Source organism: Pseudorhodoferax sp. LjRoot39 (assembly GCF_964253035.1).
Lineage (GTDB): Bacteria > Pseudomonadota > Gammaproteobacteria > Burkholderiales > Burkholderiaceae_C > Pseudorhodoferax.
Window position 1 is genome coordinate 6,004,091 of sequence record NZ_CAXUQL020000001.1, and the last position, 18,580, is coordinate 6,022,670.

12 protein-coding genes are annotated in these 18,580 nt (G+C 71.7%); 4 read left to right on the forward strand and 8 right to left on the reverse strand.

The genetic code is table 11. The features are described 5' to 3' along the window. Window positions 1-107 precede the first annotated feature (107 nt). The 8 genes from ACSQ4M_RS28080 to ACSQ4M_RS28115 form a co-directional block, all read right to left on the reverse strand. Window positions 108-2,480 carry a sensor histidine kinase gene (locus tag ACSQ4M_RS28080; RefSeq protein ID WP_436192671.1) on the reverse strand — a complete coding sequence of 791 codons (2,373 nt, stop codon included), beginning with the start codon at window positions 2,478-2,480 and terminating at the stop codon, window positions 108-110. Beyond that, window positions 2,477-3,616, reverse strand: coding sequence for an ABC transporter substrate-binding protein (locus tag ACSQ4M_RS28085; RefSeq protein ID WP_436192672.1), 1,140 nt, complete (start codon window positions 3,614-3,616; stop codon window positions 2,477-2,479). Before ACSQ4M_RS28085 ends, ACSQ4M_RS28080 begins: the two co-directional genes overlap by 4 nt. Then, window positions 3,613-5,940: an ATP-binding protein gene (locus tag ACSQ4M_RS28090; protein WP_436192673.1), complete on the reverse strand. Its 2,328-nt coding sequence runs from the start codon at window positions 5,938-5,940 to the stop codon at window positions 3,613-3,615. The genes ACSQ4M_RS28085 and ACSQ4M_RS28090 overlap by 4 nt, the downstream gene beginning before the upstream one ends. Further along, window positions 5,940-7,043, reverse strand: a complete 1,104-nt coding sequence (locus ACSQ4M_RS28095) for an ABC transporter substrate-binding protein (RefSeq protein ID WP_436192674.1) — start codon at window positions 7,041-7,043, stop codon at window positions 5,940-5,942. The genes ACSQ4M_RS28090 and ACSQ4M_RS28095 overlap by 1 nt, the downstream gene beginning before the upstream one ends. Before the next feature lie 68 nt (window positions 7,044-7,111). After that, a complete protein-coding gene (locus ACSQ4M_RS28100) occupies window positions 7,112-9,436 on the reverse strand; it encodes a sensor histidine kinase (RefSeq protein WP_436192675.1) in 2,325 nt (774 codons plus the stop codon). After that, on the reverse strand, window positions 9,433-11,754 hold the full coding sequence (locus ACSQ4M_RS28105; protein ID WP_436192676.1) for a sensor histidine kinase: 2,322 nt from the start codon (window positions 11,752-11,754) through the stop codon (window positions 9,433-9,435). The genes ACSQ4M_RS28100 and ACSQ4M_RS28105 overlap by 4 nt, the downstream gene beginning before the upstream one ends. Then, entirely contained in the window at window positions 11,754-12,860 is a 1,107-nt protein-coding gene (locus tag ACSQ4M_RS28110; protein WP_436192677.1) for an ABC transporter substrate-binding protein, read from the reverse strand. Before ACSQ4M_RS28110 ends, ACSQ4M_RS28105 begins: the two co-directional genes overlap by 1 nt. Continuing rightward, complete coding sequence (locus ACSQ4M_RS28115) at window positions 12,857-15,085, reverse strand: GGDEF/EAL domain-containing response regulator (RefSeq protein ID WP_436192678.1); 2,229 nt, start codon at window positions 15,083-15,085, stop codon at window positions 12,857-12,859. Before ACSQ4M_RS28115 ends, ACSQ4M_RS28110 begins: the two co-directional genes overlap by 4 nt. Before the next feature lie 194 nt (window positions 15,086-15,279). Between ACSQ4M_RS28115 and ACSQ4M_RS28120 the strand changes: the two genes are divergently transcribed. The 4 genes from ACSQ4M_RS28120 to ACSQ4M_RS28135 all read left to right on the forward strand — a co-directional run bounded on the left by ACSQ4M_RS28120 (window position 15,280) and on the right by ACSQ4M_RS28135 (window position 18,542). Next, a complete protein-coding gene (locus ACSQ4M_RS28120) occupies window positions 15,280-16,782 on the forward strand; it encodes a DegQ family serine endoprotease (RefSeq protein WP_436192679.1) in 1,503 nt (500 codons plus the stop codon). Window positions 16,783-16,925: 143 nt separating this feature from the next. Beyond that, entirely contained in the window at window positions 16,926-17,198 is a 273-nt protein-coding gene (locus tag ACSQ4M_RS28125; protein ID WP_436192680.1) for a hypothetical protein, read from the forward strand. Window positions 17,199-17,222: 24 nt separating this feature from the next. Then, the gene (locus tag ACSQ4M_RS28130) at window positions 17,223-17,552 is read left to right on the forward strand and encodes a thioredoxin family protein (RefSeq protein ID WP_436192681.1); all 330 of its coding nucleotides are present in this window, start codon (window positions 17,223-17,225) and stop codon (window positions 17,550-17,552) included. A gap of 51 nt (window positions 17,553-17,603) precedes the next feature. Next, the gene (locus ACSQ4M_RS28135) at window positions 17,604-18,542 is read left to right on the forward strand and encodes a YcjF family protein (protein ID WP_436192682.1); all 939 of its coding nucleotides are present in this window, start codon (window positions 17,604-17,606) and stop codon (window positions 18,540-18,542) included. Window positions 18,543-18,580 lie beyond the last annotated feature (38 nt).

An 18,580-nucleotide genomic window follows, 5' to 3' on the forward strand; every position in this document is an offset into this window, starting at 1 on the left:
TTGCCATGGCGTTGGAGTGTCGTCGCAAGCGCTGTCCGGCAGGCGCAGCGCCGCGTTCGACGAGGCGAGCGCCTCGCTGCGCAGCGCCATCCCGTGACCCGGGGCCCTCATGCGGCAGCACCCGCGTGGCCGCCGCCCGGCCGTGGTCCCGGCGTGCCCGTGCGCGGCGCCACCTCGGGCAGGCGCAGCTCGAAGCAGGCGCCGACGCCCTCGGTGCTCCGCACCGTGAGCGTGCCGCCCAGCAGCTCGACCACGGCGTTCTGGCTGATGTGCAGGCCCAGCCCGGTGCCGCCGCGTCCCATGCGGGTGGTCATGAAGGGCTCGAAGATGCGGCCGATGTGCTCGGCCGCGATGCCGCGCCCGTCGTCGGCCACGCGCAGCCAGATCCGCCCGTCCTGGCCGCGTCCCGCCGTGATGCGCACCGTGCCGTGCGCGCGGCCTTCAAAGCCGTGCAGGACGGCGTTGTGGATCAGGTTGCCCAGCACCTGGCCCAGCGCGCCGGGATAGCTGTCCAGCCGCAGCCCGCTGGCCGCAACGTCGGTCTCGATCTGCCAGGCCTGGCCCGCGAAACTGGGCTTGAGCGTCACCACCATCTCGTGCACCACCTCGCCGAGCTCGAAGCTGCGCCGCTGCGCGCTCGTCTGGTCGACCGCCACCTGCTTGAAGCTGTGCACGAGTTCGGCCGCGCAGCGCAGCTTGCGTTCGGCCAGGTCCGTGCCCTGCGCCAGGCTGTCCACCAGTTGCTGCAGGTCGCCGCGGCGCACGCCGGACTGCGTCGCGGCCTGGAAGCTGCGCACGGCATCGGCCATGGCGTCGACCGCCGCCATGCCGTGGCCCAGCGGTGCGTTGAGTTCGGACGCCACGCCGGCCACCAGGCCGCCGAGCGCGGCCATCTTGTCGGCGCGCACGAGTTCGCCCTGGGCCGTGCGCAGCTGCCGCACCGTCTGCGACAGTTCGGCGTTGGCCTGCGCCAGGTCCGCCGTGCGCCGCTGCACGCGTTCCTCGAGCTGCTGGTTGAGCTCGCGCAGCTCCTGCTCGGCACGCCGCAGCGGCCCCACGTCCACCGAAGCCCAGATGCTGCGCAGGCCACTGGGCAGCTGCGCCAGCTTCGCATGCAGATGCACCTGCGTGGTCGTGCCGTCGCTGCGCCGCAGCCAGGCTTCGCCCATGCTCTCGCCCCGCTCCGCACTGCGGCGCAGCGCAGCCTCGTCCTTGCGCTCGACCAGCAGATCGAGTTCCGCGCCGGTGCGCCCGAGCACGTCCTCACGCCGGAAGCCGAACTCCTCGCACCAGGCCTGGTTGACATCGAGGATGCGGAAGTCGTCGGCCACATCGGTCACCCCCATCGGCACCGGCGAGGCATGGAAGATCGCCTGCGACTTGCGCTCGCGGGCGTGCACGGCGGCGGTCAGCGAACCCAGTTCATCGGCCAGCCGGTTGAACTCGGCCACGGAGCTGCGCGGCCAGGGCAGCGCGGCGTCGTCGCCGCTGGCGCTGCGGTCGGCCCGCGCGATGATGCGGTCCAGTGGCCGCGCAATGCGGCGCGCCCACAGGGGCGCGATCAGCAGCGCCACCACCAGCGCGCCGGCCCCGCCCACGGTGGCCGACAGCACGGTGTCGCGCACCTCGGGGTTGGCCCAGCCCGAAGGCACCCGGCCGATGAAGAACCAGCCGAGTGCCGGCGAGTACGACACCGTGGCGTGGAACCAGGTGCCTTCCAGGCGCATGCGCTCGGCCGGTGCCTGCCCCTGCAGCAGGGCCTGCATCAGCGGCAGGTCGTGGATGTTCAGCCTGCCGATGTCCACGCCGCCACGGCTGTCGGCCACCAGCGCACCGGTACGGTCCACCACCCAGATCGTGGACGAACGCGCCTCGGCCACGACCTGGATGGCGTCGAGCAGCGCGGCCAGCGGCAACTCGGCGATCAGCACGTCGCCGTGCGCATCGCGCTGGGCCACCGCCGCCGAGGGTTCGCCATTGAGCAAGGAGGGGTAGAGCACACTCCAGGACGCGTCCACCGGCCCGTTCAATGCCTGCAACAGCGGGTTGCCGGACATGTCGTTGCCCAGCAGGTCCTCGCGCTGTGGCCGCAACGGCGGCGGCAGGCCCACGGCCGTGATGCGGCCCTGGGCCGAGACGCGGTAGAGCGCGCGCAGCACGCCGCTGTCGCCACTGGCGCCAATGCCGCTGTCCAGAACGGCGGTGGCATCCGCTTGCGGCGCTGCGTCGATCACCTGTTCCAGCAGCGACAGCCGGCCGCGGTGGCGCTGCAGCAGCGATTCCAGGCGCTTGCGCATGGCCTCGACCGCGTGGGCCTGGGCGAGCCGGCTTTCGGCCTCGATGCCCGGTATGCGGTAAGCCAGCAAGGCCACCGCGACAAGTGCGAAGCTCAGCAGCGTGGCGGTCACCAGCATCGCAGCCAGGTGGCTGCGCAGGCGCAGGATGGGGCGGCGCCACGGTCCGGGCATGCGGCGTGTCATGGTGTCGTCTCGAAGCGCCCGTTGCGCACGATGCGGTGGAAGGCCTGGCGGTTGGCATCGCCGTAGCGGTCGAAGACGATGCTCTGCTGCACCCCCTGGTAGGGACCACAGCGCAGCATCGCGTCGCGCAGGGGTTCGTCGGGCGCGGCGCGCTGCAGCGTCTGCACGAGCACCGACACCGCGTCGTGCGCGGCGATGCTGCGGTAGCTCGGCAGCGTGCCGAAGCGCTTGCCATAGGCTCGGTGAAAGGCGAGGTAGCGCTCCGAGGTGTCGCCCACATCGGAGGCCGAGGCGACCAGCATGCCTTCCACCGCGCGCCCGCCGACCTCGAACAGGGCCGGGGTGTCGGCCCAGTCGGGTGCCGCCATCGGCAGACCCGCGCCGAGCTTGAGCGCCTGCTGGGCCAGGCGCGCGGCGTCCACGCCGCTGCAGGCGAACACCAGCCCGTCCGGCTGCGCCGCCAGCAGCTGGCGCACCAGCGCATGCGCCGTCGGCTGCGCGGACGCGCCGAACTCGGCATCGGCCACCACTTTCCCGCCGAGCCGGGCAAACGCAGCGCGCAGCAGCCCGCGCCAGGCGTCGCCGGCCCGGCTGCGCGTGTCGGTGGCCAGGGCCAGGCGGCGCAGGCCGCGCCCGTGCAGCCACTGGGCATAGTCGACCGCGCTGTCGCGCGTGCTGCGGTTCAGCCGCAGCAGGTGGTCGTCGCGCCCGGTGAGCGCCATGTCGGTGGAGATGGGGCACAACAACACCACCCGCGCCGCGTCGAACAGCGGCGCGATGCGGCCTGCCACGATGCTGGAGAAGGGCCCGATCACCAGGTCCACGCCCTCGGCCAACAGGGCCGCGGCCACTGCGTCCGCCTGCGCGGCGACGCCACGGGTGTCGCGCACCAGCATGTCCAGCCGGCGCCCCTGCACGCCACCGGCCTGGTTGGCCTGCTCGACGCCCAGCAGCACGCCGTTGGCACCGTCCTCGTTCAACCGGCCGAAGCGACCGCTCAGATCGAGCAGCACGCCGACGCGCACCGCGCGCCGGGGGCCGCAGCCGGCCAGCACCCACGGCGCGGCCGCGGCCGCGGCGAGCCAGGCACGGCGGCTTGCGCCAGCTGGCGGGGCGGTGGGCCTGCGCTGCCTCATGGGAGATCCACCACCTCGGATCCGGCCGGGCGCGGCGCCTGGACAGGCAGCCGCATCGCGAAGCAGGCCCCCTGGCCCAGCACGCTGTCCACCGTGAGGGTGCCGCCCAGCAGGTTGACGATGGCGTTGTAGCTGATGTGCAGGCCCAGGCCCGTGCCACCGCGCCCCATCCTGGTCGTCATGAAGGGGTCGAAGATGCGGTTCAGGTGCTCGGCCGCGATGCCGCGCCCGTTGTCGACCACGTGCAGCCAGATGCGCTGGTCGGACAGGGCCCCGGCCGTGATCCGCACCGTGCCGTGGCTGCGGCCGTCGAAGCCGTGCAGCACCGCGTTCTGGATCAGGTTGCCCAGGGCCTGGCCCAGCGCACCGGGATAGCTGTCCATGCGCAGGCCGGTGGCGGGCACGTCGACCTCGACGCGCCAGGGCTGGCGTGCGAACGTGGGCTGCAGGCTCACCACCATCTCGTGCACCACCTCGGCGAGTTCGAAGCTGCGCCGCTGCGCGCCGGCCTGGTCCGCCGCGGCCTGCCTGAAGCTGTGCACGAGTTCCGCGGCACGGCGCAGGTTGCGCCCGGCGATGTCGGTGCCCTGTGCGATGCTGTCGACCAGCTGGCGCAGGTCGTCGCGGCGCAACCCGGACTGCAACGCGGCCTGGAAGCTCCGCGTGGCATCGCCCATGGCGCTGACGGCCATCACGCCATTGCCCAGTGGCGTGTTGAGCTCGTGCGCCACACCCGCCACCAGGCTGCCGAGCGCGGCCATCTTCTCCGCCCGCACCAGCTCGCTGCGGGCCGAGCGCAGCTGCTCCACGGTCTGCGACAGCTCGGCATTGGCGCGCGCCAGCGCCGTGGTGCGACGTTGCACGCGTTCTTCGAGCTGCTGGTTCAGCGCGCGCAACTGCTGCGCCACGCGCCGGATCGGCCCGATGTCGATCAAGGCCCAGATCAGCCAGCGCTCGCCCGCCACTTCGAAGCGCTGGCCGAAGAACTGGGTCTGCATGCGCTCGCCATTGGCACGCCGCACCGTGCCTTCGCTGACGGTGCGGCTGCCCTGGCTCTGCCGGGCCAGCGCGTCACGCTCTGCTGCGGTGAACAGCCGCAGCTCGACGCCGGAGCGACCGATGGCATCCTCGCGGCGGAACTGCAGGGCCTGGCACCAGGCGTCGTTGACGTGCAACAGGCGGTAGCCCCGGTCGGCGTCGGTCACCGCCATCGGCACGGGCGAGGCGTTGAAGATCGCCAGGAACTCCAGCTCGCGTTCGCGCATGGCGGTGGCCATGCGGACCAGGTGGTGCGAAAGACGGTTGATCTCGGCCACCGATCCCTGCGGCCAGACCGTGTGGGTGGACTCGCCGCGCAGTGCGCCGGCAGCGCGCGCGACGATGTCCCGCAGCGGCCGGCCCAGGTAGCCGGCCCAGAATGGGGTCATCAGCAGCCCGATGCCCAGGCCGGCCAGGAAGGCCGCGCCCACCGCCAGCACCAGGCCGCGGATCTGCGGGTCCGCCAGCCCGGTGGGCGCATGGCCGACGAAGTACCAGCCCAGCGACGGCGAATGCGCGAACGCGACACGCATCCGACCGTCCGGGAACGCGAAGCTGCGCCCACCGGCCTGGCCCTGAACCACCGCCTGCATGAGCGGGCTGTTGCGGATGTTGACCTTGCCGACGTCCCGGCCTCCACCTGTGTCGGCGATCACCTCGCCGGCCTGGTCGACGATCCAGATCGCCGACGCCCCCGCGCCAGCGGCGGTCTCCACGGTGTCCAGCAGCATGCGAAAGGGCACCTCCGCGACCAGCAGCTCACCGCTCTGCGTGCGCAGTGCCAGGCCGGCCGTGAGCTGGCCGCTCAGCACCGAGAGGTAGCGGCCGCTCCAGGCCACGCCGGCGCGGTGGGCGAGCGCGCGGTACAGGCTGCTGGACGACAGATCGCTGCCCAGCAGGTCGGCGCGCCGCGGCCGCAGCGCGGGCGGCAGGCCGGCCGCCACCACCCGCCCCTCCCGCGACAGCCGGTAGGCCACGCTCAGCACGTCGCCCGCGCCCACCCCCTGGTCCAGCAGCGCATCGGGAGGCAGCGTCGTACCCCCTTCCAGCAGCGCGGCCAGCGCTTGCAGCCTGGCCTGCCGGTTGCCCAGCAGCACCTCCATGCGCGCCGCCATCTCGCCCACCTCGTGCTGCAGCGCCTGCCGGCTGGCGCTGTCGATGCGCGGAATGCGCCAGAGCAGCACGGCGCTGCCGGCCAGGACCAGCGTCAGCAGCATGCTCAGCATCAGCAGCACCGACAGATGGCTGCGCAGGGACCAGACCCCCCAACGACCGTGGACCAGCATCACAGGGGCTCGAAGCGGCCGTTGCGCACGACGCTGAAGAAGGCAGGCCGCGTACCGTCGCCGAAGCCGTCGAAGCGGACCGCGCCCTGCACGCCCTGGTAGGGCTGGTAGCGCAGCACGGCGTCGCGCGCCGATTCGCCGCGTCCGGCCTGGGCCATGGCCTGCGCCAGCACCAGCACCGCGTCGTAGGAGGCGATGGCGCTGTAGCCGGGCTGGCGGCCGAAGCGCGCCTGGTAGGCGTCGACGAAGCTGCGAAAACGCGGCGAGCTGTCGGCCCGGTCGTAGGCCTGCGCCACCAGCATGCCCTCGACGGCGCCGCCACCGAGTTCGAGCAGTGCATCGCTGGCAGCGATGGCGGCCATGGGCACGGGCCGCGGCTGCTTGGCCATCTGCTGTGCGATGAGCGCGGCGTCCATGCTGCTGGTGACGGCCACCAGGCCGTCGGGTGCGGCCGCGAGCGCCGTGCGCACCACGCCGTCGAGCGGGGCATGGGATGCCGGGCTGAATTCGGCATCGGCCACCACGCGGCCACCGAGCGCCGTGAACGCGGTGCGAAAGTCGTCGCGCCAGGCCACGTAGTAGGCGCGGTTGCCGGTGTCGGTGGCCAGCGCCAGGCGCCGGTGGCCGCGCAGGAGGAGCATGGCGGCGAGCGCCTGCGCGTTCTCGCGGGTGGTGCGGCTCAGGCGCACGAGGCCGTCGTCGCGCCCGGCCAGCGCGACCGAGGTGGCGACCGGGCTCAGCACCAGCACGTGCGCGGCGTCGATGGCCGGCAGCAGCGCCACCGCGGCCTCGCTCGCATAGGGGCCGATCACGGCGTCCACCGACATGCCCACGAGCGCCTGGAAGGCCTGCGTGGCCTGCTCGGCGCTGCTGCCATGGTCCTGCACGACGAGTTCGAGCGGGCGACCGCCGACGCCGCCGGCCTGGTTGCGCTGTTCGATGGCCAGCATGGCGCCGTTGCGTCCCTCCTCGCTGAAGCTGGCGACACGGCTTGTCAGCCCACCCAGGAAGCCGATACGGATGGCCGGCTTGGGCCCGCAGCCGGCCACGCACAGCGCGGCCAGCAGCGCTGCGAGCCGGTGGCAGGTCGTGCCGCCGCCCATCAGTGGCCTCCCCGTGCCAGCCGCCAGACGCCCAATGGATCGAAAGTCTTCATCGCGCCCACCACTGGTCATGCGGCCCACGGCTGCTCCTCCCGCGCGCGCGGTGCCCGCACTGGCAGGCGCAGCTCGAAGCAGGCCCCCTCGCCCGGCACGCTCTGCACGGTCAGCGTGCCGCCGAGCAGCGTCGTCACGGCGTTGTGGCTGATGTGCAGGCCCAGGCCGGTGCCGCCGCGGCCCATGCGGGTGGTCATGAAGGGGTCGAACACGCGCGCGATGTGCTCGGGCGCGATGCCCTTGCCATCGTCCGCCACGCGCAGCCAGACCGACTGGTCCTCGCCACGCCCGGCCGTGATGCGCACCGTGCCGGCGTCGCGGCCCTCGAAGCCATGCACGATCGCGTTCTGGATCAGGTTGCCCAGCACCTGTCCCAGCGCACCGGGGTAGCTGTCCAGCCGCAGGCCTTCGGCCGGCACGTCCACCTCGATGCGCCAGGGCTTGCGTGAAAAACTGGGCTTCAGGCTCACCACCATCTCGTGCACCACCTCGCCGAGCTCGAAACTGCGCCGCTGCGCGCTGGTGCGGTCCACCGCGACCTGCTTGAAGCTGTGCACCAGGTCGGCGGCCCGGTGCAGGTTGCGCTGGGCGATGTCGATGCCCTGCTCCACGCTGTCCAGCAGCTGCAGCAGCTCGCTGCGCCGGATGCCGGCGGCCATGCCGGCTTGGAAGCGGTGCACCGCATCGGCCACGGCGCTGACCGCCATGACGCCGTTGCCCAGCGGGGTGTTGAGCTCGTGGGCCACGCCGGCCACCAGGCCGCCCAGCGCGGCCATCTTCTCGGTGCGCACCAGCTCTTCCTGCGCCGCGCGCAGCTGCGCCACGGTGGCCGCCAGTTCGGTGTTGGACGCGGCCAGCGCCTCGGTGCGCTGCGCCACGCGCGCGCCGAGCTGCTGGTTGAGTTCGCGCAGCTGCTGCTCGACCCGGCGCAGCGGCCCGATGTCGACCGTGGCCCACAGCATCAGCTCCTGCGTCGCCAGCACCAGGCGCTGTGCGAACACCTTCACCTGGATCGGCGTGCCATCGCCGCGCCGCAGCACCGTCTCGTTCTGCAGGCGCGGCTGCTGCAGGCGCACCTGCAGGGCGTCGCCCTGCGCCGTCGACACCATGCCGATGTCCATGCCCGTGCGGCCCAGCACCTGCTCGCGGCGGTAGCGGAACTCGCGACACCAGGCCTCGTTCACATCCAGCAGGATGTAGCCGCGGCGTGCGTCGGTGACGCTCATCGGCACCGGTGCCGCGTTGAAGATCGCCAGGAACTTGTGCTCGCGCTCCATCAAGGCATTGGCCATCAGTTCCAGATCGCCGGACAGCTGGTTGAACTCCGCCACCCGGCCACGCGGCCAGGCGGCCTCGCCAGCCTCGCCGCGGGTCGCCTGCGCGGTGCGCTGCAGGATGCGCCGCAAGGGCCGTGTCAGCCGCTCGGACCAGAACGGCGCGACCAGCAAGCCCACCAACAGGCAGCCGGCGAAGGACAGGCCCAGGTAGGACACCAGCTGCTGCACCCGCGGATTGGCCCAGCCCTGCGGCGCGTGGCCGACGAAGTACCAGTCCAGCGCGCCGGAGTGTGCGATGGCCGCATGGTGCGTGCGGCCGCGGTGCACGAATGCGACCGCCCCTGCGCCGCCCGTCGGCTGCGTCTGCATGAGCGGCCAGTCGCGGATGTTCAACCGGTCCTGTTCGCGTCCACCGTCGGTGTCGACCAGCACGTCGCCGTGGCGGTCGACGATCCAGACCGAGGAGGCCCTGCGTCCAGCCGCGACCTGCACCGCGCGCAGCAGCGCCTGCGGGGACACTTCGGCGATCAGCACCTGCCCTTCTTCGTCGCGCACCGCCAGCCCCAAGGCGCGCAGGCCGGTCAGCACCGAACGGTAGCGCCCGCTCCAGAGCGGGCCGGAGCGTTGCGAAACCTCCTGGAACAGGCTGTTGGACGACAGGTCGCTGCCGACCAGGTCGGGCCGGCGGAACTGCCATTCGTCCAACAGGCCGGCGGCCTGCACCACCCCGGCGGGCGAGAGTTGGTAGACCGCCTCGAAGCGCAGGCCCGCGCGCAAGCCTTCGTCCAGCAGTGCATTGGCGGGGCCGGTCTCGACGCCGTGCACCAGCGCGTTCAGCAGCGCGAGCCGGCTTTGCGCGGTGCCCAGCAGCAGCTCCAGGCGCGCGGCGAGCTGCTCCACCTCGGCCTGCAGGTCGGCCTGGCTGTCGCGCTCGATGACGGGCAGCCGCGTGACCAGGATCGCCGAGCCGACCACGGCCACCGTCAGCAGCATGGTGGCGACCAGCAGCGCCGACAGCTGGGTGCGCATGCGCCAGGTGCGCGGGAGCGAGGCGGTCGTCACAGGGCCACCTCGGATTCGGTGGTCGTCGCGGTGCGCGGTGCCACCGATGCCAGCCGCATCTCGAACACGGTGCCTTGCCCCGGTGCGCTGTCCACCGTCAGCGTGCCGCCGAGCAGCTGGACGACGGCGTTGTAGCTGATGTGCAGGCCGAGCCCGGTGCCGCCCCGGCCCTTCTTGGTGGTCATGAAGGGATCGAAGATGCGGCCGATGAGCTCGGGCGGGATGCCGACGCCGTCGTCGGCCACGCGCAGCCGGATCGTCTGGCCCTCGCCGCGCTCGGCGGTGATGTGCACAGTGCCATGGTCGCGGCCGTCGAAGCCGTGGCGCACGGCGTTCTGGATCAGGTTGGCAAGGGCCTGACCCAGGGGGCCGGGGTAGCTGTCCAGCCGCAGGCCGTGCGCGGGCACGTCCACGACGATGCGGTAGGGGGTGCGCGAGAAGGTGGGGCGCAGGCTCACCACCAGCTCGTGCACGACCTCGCCGAGCTCGAAGCTGCGCCGCTGCGAACTGGTCTGGTCCACCGCCACCTGCTTGAAGTTGTGCACCAGGTCGGCCGCGCGGCGCAGGTTGCGCCCGGCGATGTCGCAGCCCTGCTCCAGGCCGTCGATCCAGTCCTGCAGCTGGACCCGGCGCAGGCCGGCCAGCATCGCTGCGCGGAAGCGGCGCGTCTCGTCGGCCACCGCGCTGACCGCCATGACGCCGTTGCCCAGCGGGGTGTTCAGCTCGTGCGCCACGCCTGCCACCAGCCCCCCCAGCGCGGCCATCTTCTCGGTCTGCACCAGTTCGGTCTGGGCCGAGCGCAGCTGCGCCAGCGTGTCGGACAGTTCCTCGTTGGCCGTGGCCAGCGCATCGGCACGCTGGGCCACGCGCGCCTCCAGGTCGTGGTTGAGCGCGCGCAACTCCTGTTCGACCGCGCGCAGCGGCCCGATGTTGATGCTGCCCCACACGACCAGGTTCTGGTCCTTGAAGCGCACCACGCGCCCGAAGGACTGGTAGAGCTTGACCTCGCCGCTCTTGCAGATGACCTCGGCCTCGCCGGCGAAGCTGCCATCCTCCAGCGTGCGCAGCAGCGCCTCGTTCCGCTGCGTCGAACTCCACATGCCCAGCTCCATCGAGTTGAGCCCGACCGCCTCGGCGCGGCTGTAACCCATCTCTTCGCACCACACGTTGTTGACGTCCAGGAAGCTGTGGGCGTCGTCCATGTCCGTCAGCACCATCGGCACCGGCGCCACGTTGAACAGGGCCTGGAGCTTGCGTTCGCGCTCCTGCACGGCATGGCCCATGGCTTCCAGGTCGCCGGACAGCCGGTTGAACTCGGCCACCGGCCCGCGCGGCCAGGGGCTGCCGCCTGCGCGGCCAGCCGTGTTCAGCGCGGCCCGCGTCACGATGGCGCGCAAGGGCCGCACCAGCCGGCCGGCCCAGAACGGCGCGACCGACAGGCCGACCAGCAGGCAGCCCAGGAAGCCGGCGCCGGCATACAGCGCCGTGCTGCGCACCTCGGGATGGCCCCAGCCGCGCGGCATGCTGGCGATCACATACCAGCCCAACGTCGGTGCCGGCGCCAGCGCCGCCTGCATGGGGCGCCGCTCGAACTCGAAGTCGGCAGGCACTGGCCGGCCCTGCAACGCGGCCTGCAGCAGCGGCCAGTTGTGCAGGTTCAGCCGGCCCATGTAGCGGCCCTCGGTGTCGGCGAGCACCTCGCCGCTGCCATCGACCACCCAGACCATCGCAGCGTCCTCGCCGGCGACCGAACGCAGGTCGTCCAGCAGCACCGCCGGGGGCACCTCGCCGATCAGCACGCGGCCGTTCGCGTCGCGGTGCGCCACCCCGACGACCAGGGCGCCGGACAGGGCCGACAGCAGGCGCCCGCTCCAGGCCGTGGGCTGCCCCGCGCTGACGGCCTTGAACAAGGCGTTGGACGACAGGTCGCTCCCCACGAAGTCCTGCGCGCGGCCACCGGCCTGCGGCGCCAGGCCGACCGCCTCGACCCGTCCGCGCGGCGACACCAGGTAGACGGCGCGGAACAGCCGGTCGCCGCGCAGGTTGGCCGCCAGCAGGTTGCCCGCCTGCTCCGGCGTGCGGCCGCGCAGACGGCTGGCCATCAATTCCAGCCTGGCCTGGCGCGCCCCCAGCAGCAGCTCCAGCCGTTCGGCCACGTCGTGCACCTCGTTGCTCAGGGCCTGCAGGCTGGCGCGCTCGATCTGCGGCACGCGCCAGAACACCATCACGGCGCTGACCACGGCGAAGGTCAGCACCATGGTCGTCAGCAGCAGCGCGAACAGGTGGTAGCGCAGGCTCCAGACCCGCCCGGAGCGCATCACAGCGGCTCGAAACGGCCGCCGCGCACGACGACGAAGTACGGACGGCGCACCATGTCGCCGAACCGGTCGAGCACGATGGGCTGCTGCAACCCGTCGTAAGGCCCGTGGCGCAGCACGGCCTGCTTGAGCGGCTCGCCTCTGCTGCGGCGCGCCTGCGCCTGCACCAGCACGGTGACGGCATCGTGCGAGAGCACGGCGTGGTAGCCCGGCTGGCGGCCGAAGCGGGCCTGGTAGGCATCGACGAAGCCGAGGTAGCGCGGCGCACGGCTGCTGCGGTCGTGCAGCTGGCCGACCACGATGCCCTCCACCGCCTGGCCGCCCAGCGCAATGAGGGCCTCGCCTCCGGCCCCCTCGGCCACGGCGACCGGCAGTTCAGCGGCCTGCTTGCGCGCCTGCACGGCCAGACGCACGGCGTCCACGCTGCCGCAGGCGAAGACCATGCCGTCGGGTTGGCTGTCCAGCAGCGCACGCACGACGTCGCCGTAGGCGGTGGACGCGTCGGAGGCGAAGCCCTGTTGCGCCGTCAGCACGCCGCCCAGGGCCAGGAAGGCGGCGCTGAAACCGTCGCGCCAGGCCATGGCGTACAGGCCGTTGCGTGTGTCCGTGGCGGTGGCGACGGCCAGCCGGCGCTGGCCGCGCTTCCACAACAGTTCGGCGTAAGCGCGCGTGAGTTCGCGCGTGGATGGGCTGAGCATCACGAAGGCATCGTCCTGGCGCGTCAGCACCGAGGCCGTGGCGGTGGGACTGAGCATCAGCACGCCGGCCGTCTCGGCCAGCGGCAGCAGCTCCTGCACGACCTGGCTGGAGAACGGCCCGATGGTGGCCTGCACCCCGGCCGCCACCAGCGCCTGCAGGGCACTGCGGGCGGCCTGCGCATCGTCGCCGTTGTCCTGCACCAGCAGTTCCAGCAGTTGGCCGCCGATGCCACCGGCCAGGTTGGCCTGCTCCACGGCCAGCATGGTGCCGTTGCGCCCGTCCTCGCTGGTGACCGCAGCGCGCCCCGACAGGCCCGCCAGGAAGCCGAGCTTGATCGGCACCGGGCGGCTGCAGCCGCCCAGCGTGGCCATCGCGCCCATGCCGGCGAGCAGGGTGCGGCGTCTCACGCCCCGCCTTGGCGTTCGCCCAGCCAGGCGGTGAAGGCGTCCAGCGGCATGGGCTTGCCGTACAGGTAGCCCTGCACCTCGTCGCAGCCGAGCTGGAGCAGGGCCTGGGCCTGCGATGCGGTCTCCACGCCCTCGGCCAGCACCTGCATGCCCAGGCGGTGGCCCAGCGGCACGATCATCTCGGCGATGCGGGCGGTGGCGTCGCCCGAATCCAGTGCAGTGATGAAGGCCCGGTCGATCTTGAGCCGGTCGGCCGGCAGCCGGTCCAGGTAGGACAGCGAGGAGAAGCCCGTGCCGAAGTCGTCGATCGCCACCGCGATGCCGCGCGCCTTGATCTGCTCCAGCAGGGCCGAGACACGCTCGATGCCCATCACGGCGACCGATTCGGTGATCTCCAGCTCCAGGCTGTCGGCGGGCAGCGCAGCCTCGCGCAGCGCGGCGTCGACCCCGGCCAGAAACTGTGGCTGCGCGAACTGCAGCGGCGAGACATTGACCGCCATGCGCAAATCGGCCTGGTCCTGGCGCAGGCGCGCCAGCGCGCGCAGCGCCGTGCGCAGCACCCAGTGGCCGATCGGCACGATCAGGCCGGACTGCTCGGCGACCGGAATGAACTCGGCCGGCGAAATGAAGCGCCCATCCTCGGTGCGCCAGCGCATCAGCGCCTCGGCACCGACCACGCGGCCGCTGGCCAACGCCAGCTGCGGCTGGTAGACGACGAACAGGTTCTCGCGGTCGAAAGCCTGCTGCAGGCCGTGCAGCAGCCGCGTGCGCTCGCGCGTGGCCACGCCGACCTCGGCGGTGTAGGTGTGGATGTGGCCCTGGCCGGCGCTCTTGGACTGCTTGAGCGCGATCAGGGCGTTCTTGAACATGTCCTGGCCGCTGCCGGTGTCGGCATCGCTCGGCGCCAGGCCGATGGAGAAGGACACGGGCCGCGCCACGCCTTCGACCGCGTACGCCGGCTCCAGCAGCGCAGCCAGCCGGGCCGGCTCCAGTGCCGCGCGCGCGCCCCAGATGCCGAACGTGTCCCCGGCCACGCGCGCCAGCAGGCATTGCTGCGGCAGGCCCTGCGCGAGCCGCCGCGCGATGGCCTGCAGCAGCAGGTCGCCGTAGGCGTAGCCGAACATGTCGTTGGTCTCGGCGAAGCGGTCGATGTCCAGCAAGGCCAGCACCTGGCCCGCGCCGTGACCCGCGCGAACCTCCCGGTCGATGTGCTGCAGCAGCGCGAGCCGGTTGGGCATGTCCAGCAGCCGGTCCTTGAAGGCGTACTCGCGCAGGCGCGCCAACAGGTCGATGTTCGAAGCCGACAGCGCGATGTTGGCGCAGAACACCTGGAGCAGCCGCGCATCCACGTCGCGCAGCGGCGTGCCGGCGCGCACGAAGGCAGCGAAGTCGTTGCCGTCGCGGCCCGCGAAGAACAGCGTCAGGTGGTGCGGCTCCAACACGTTGCTGCGCTCGGCCAGTGCACGGGCCAGGCTGTCGGCGACCACGCGGTCGCCGATGTCGGCGATGTCCCGGTCCATCAGCTCGGCGAAGGCACCGGCGGCCGCGATCACGGTGTGGTGCGTTGCCGCGTCGTCGTCGGCCGTGCGGCGCGAAGCGCAGACCAGGCCCTCGGGCTGCACGCCGATCAGGCTCGCGATCTGCGTGATCACGCCCTCGGCAAAGGTGCGCAGGCCCTGCTCGGCCAGGAACTGGTTGCTGGCCTCGATGATCTTCTCCAGCCCGCGACGGCTGGCGTCCAGCCGCCGCAACTGGTCGTAGGAGCGGATCGCCGCCGTCAGCGCCGTGTAGAGCTTGACGCGCGTGAGTTCGCTCTTGGTCTTGTAGTCGTTGATGTCGTAGCGCCGGATGGTGTCGATCTCGGGCGCATGGCCAGGCTGGCCGGTGCGCAACACGATGCGCACATGGTCCAGGCCGAGCTCGCCCCGGATCCGGCCCACCGTCGCCAGGCCCGCCTCCTCGCTTTCCATGACCACGTCGAGCAGGATCACCGCGATGTCGTGCTCACGCGCGAGCAGTGCAACCGATTCCGCCCCGGAGTAGGCATGCAGCAGTTGCAGCGGCCGGCCCTCGATCTCCATGCCACGCAGGCCGAAGGCCGTGCTCTCGTGCACATCGGCATCGTCGTCGACGACGAGGATGCGCCAGGGTGTGGCGTCCTGTGGTGTCTCCGGCGCGGACGGGGCACCGTCCTCCACGAATTCCAGTAGTTCTTGATCGTTCATGTCAGGCCTTGCACAGGGTACACAGGCGTACTGCTTTGCAACAAAGTGCACGATTGCATCAAGACTCCTTGATACACGTCAGCTGCTAGTTCTGACAGTAAGGACATGAAACGGTACACAAGCCGTTTAAGCCTGAACTAAGGCTGGGTCCTCATCATTTCGGACATCCCCAACCCACCTGAAGGATGGACACCATGGACCCGAGATTCAGCCAGTTTTCCGTGAAAAATTCCCGCCTTGTGCTGGCCCTGTTGGCCGCCGGAGCCATCGGTGGCGCCGGTGTCGGCTTGGTCCGCACCGAAACGGCGCATGCAGCCGCAACACCAATAGTTACAACTGCAACACCTGTATCTGTTGCGCTTCCGGACTTCGCACAGATCACGCGCCAGTACGGCCCGGCCGTCGTCAACATCAGTGTGACCGGCACGGCCGACCCGGCCGATGCCGACGAGCGCGCCGCGCAGCGCGACGACCCGTTCGGCAACGACCCCTTCTTCGAATTCTTCCGCCGCTTCCAGCAGCCCGGCCAGGGCCCGCGCCAGGGCCGTGCGCCGCGCGAGGAGGCCCCGCTCGTGCGCGGCCAGGGCTCGGGCTTCATCGTCAGTGCCGACGGCACCATCCTGACCAACGCCCATGTGGTGAAGGGCGCCAAGGAGGTCACGGTCAAGCTGACCGACCGGCGCGAGTACCAGGCCAAGGTGCTCGGCGCCGACCCGCGTACCGACATCGCCGTCCTCAAGATCGACGCGAAGAACCTGCCCGTGGTGAAGATCGGATCGCCCGCCGACCTGCAGAGCGGCGAATGGGTGCTGGCCATCGGCTCGCCGTTCGGCTTCGAGAACACCGTGACGGCCGGCGTGGTCAGCGCCAAGGGCCGCTCGCTGCCCAGCGACAGCGCGGTGTCCTTCATCCAGACCGACGTGGCCGTGAACCCCGGCAACTCCGGCGGCCCGCTGTTCAACACGCGCGGCGAGGTGGTGGGCATCAACTCGCAGATCTACAGCCGCACGGGCGGCTACCAGGGGGTGTCGTTCGCGATCCCGATCGACCTGGCCGGCCGCATCCAGCAGCAGATCGTGCAGCACGGCAAGGTCGAGCATGCGCGGCTGGGCGTGGCCATCCAGGAGGTGAACCAGACGCTGGCCGACTCGTTCAAGCTGGACAAGCCCGAGGGCGCGCTGGTGGCCAGCGTCGAGAAGGGCAGCCCGGCCGAGAAGGCCGGCCTGCAGCCCGGTGACGTGATCCGCGCGATCGACGGCAAGACCATCGTGGCCTCGGGCGACCTGCCGGCGGCGATCGGCCTGTCGGCCCCTGGCGAGACGGTCAGGCTGGACGTCTGGCGCAAGGGCAGCGCGCAGGAGATCCGCGCCAGGCTCGGCGGCGCCAAGGACCAGGCCGTGGCAGCGGCCACACCCGACGCCGCGGCGCAAGGCCGGCTGGGTCTGGCGCTGCGCGCGCTGCAGCCGCAGGAGCGCCAGGCTGCGGGCGTGGCCGAAGGCGGCCTGGTGGTCGAGCAGGTCGGCGGCGCCGCAGCCCGCGCCGGCGTCGAGGCGGGTGACGTGTTGCTGGCCATCAACGGCACGCCGGTCAGCAGCACCGAGCAGGCGCGCGCCGCCGTGGCCAAGGCCGACAAGTCGGTGGCGCTGCTGATCCAGCGCGGCGAGGACAAGATCTTCGTGCCTGTACGTCTGGGTTGACCTTCGGGTTGACGCCTGAGAGATGCTGTAGGCCGGCGACTACGTGCACCAGCGCCCCCCGCCGCGCGCGGGCGGGGCACCGGCCGGCAGCATCGTCGACGCCTTGGCCCGAGCATGCATGCACAACACCACAGGAGAGCCCCATGACCCTGCCCGACCGCCCCGCCGAGCCCACGCCATCCCGTCCTGCCCACACCGACAGCGCGCTCGAATCGCTGGGCAAGGCCATCACCGACCCGGTGCGCGAGTCGGCCGGCGAGACCGACGAAGCGACCCGCCAGGCACGCGCGCACGCGCAGGTCAGGGCCGACGCCGAAGCCGCACGCGAAGCCGAAGCCGAGGCCAGGGAGCGCGCCGAAGAAGAGCGTGCCCGGGTGCACAAGCAGCCGCCGCCTTCGCCCGTGCAGGGCCGCTGAGTCTGTCGCCTCTACCATCGCGCCATGTCCACACCCTACACCTCCGACGAACCCGGCCGCGCCGAGGTCGATGCCATGCGCGGCCCCGTGCTGCTGGAATTCGGCGACAACTTCTGCGGCTTCTGCCGCGCCGCCCAGCCCGCCATCGCGCGCGCGCTCGAAGACCGGCCCGGTGTGCGCCACATCAAGATCGCCGATGGCCGGGGCCGTCCGCTGGGTCGCTCGTTCGGCGTGAAGCTCTGGCCCACGCTGGTGTTCCTGCAGGACGGCCGCGAGGTCGAGCGGCTGGTGCGCCCCGTCGATCACCATCCGGTGGCCAAGGCCTTGCGGGCCCTGGCCGACAGCCCAGCTTAAGCTCCGGTCGGCCCCGCTGCCGGGGCATGTCGAAGCTGCCGAGAACTTTCCATGACCGCTGAAGAAACCCGGGCCATCTTGTCGCTGGCCCTGATGGCCGCCTTTGTCGATGGCGACAAGCACGAGCGCGAGCGCGCCGAGATCCGCCGCATCGCCGACAACCTGAGCCAGGCCGACGGCGTGCACCTGCCCTCGCTGGTGCAGGACGTGCTCATGAAGCGCGTGCAGTTGGCCGGCATTGCCGCTGCGCTGCCTGGCGCCGACGCGCGCCAGCTGGCCTACGAGATGGCCGTCTGCGTCTGCGATGCCGATGGCCTGCACTCGCCGGCCGAGTTGCGCTTCCTCGAAGAGGCCAAGGCCGCGCTCGCGCTCGCGCCCGGCGCGGCCGACGGCTTCCTGCAGCAGGCCGATGCCGTGGCAGCCGCGCCGCTGGTGACCGCCGATGCAGCCCCTGCGCCTGCCCGATCCACGGTGGACGAAGCCGCGCTCGACAAGAGCATCCTGAACGCCGCCATCCTCAACGGCGCGCTGGAACTGCTGCCCGAGAGCCTGTCGACCATGGCCATCATCCCGCTGCAGATGCGCCTGGTGTTCAACATCGGCAAGTCGCATGGCTACCAGCTGGACAGCGGCCACATCAAGGACTTCCTCGCCACCGTGGGCGTGGGCCTGACCTCGCAGTACCTGGAACAGGCCGGCCGCAAGCTGCTGGGCGGCCTGCTCGGCAAGCTGGGCGGCGGGCTGCTGGGCGGCGTCGGCAGGCAGGCCGTCAGCTCGGGCATGAGCTTCGCCACCACCTACGCGCTGGGCCATGTGGCCAAGCGCTACTACGCGGGCGGCCGCGTGCTGTCCACCCAGTTGCTCAAGGACAGCTACGCCAGCCTGACCCAGCAGGCCCAGGGCCTGCACCAGCAGTACCTGCCGCAGATGCGCGAGCAGGCGCGCACGCTGGACGCCGCCAAGGTCATGGCCCTGGTCCGCGGAAGATAGAGACTACCCCCCCGGGCGGCTTCGCCGCTCCCCCCTTC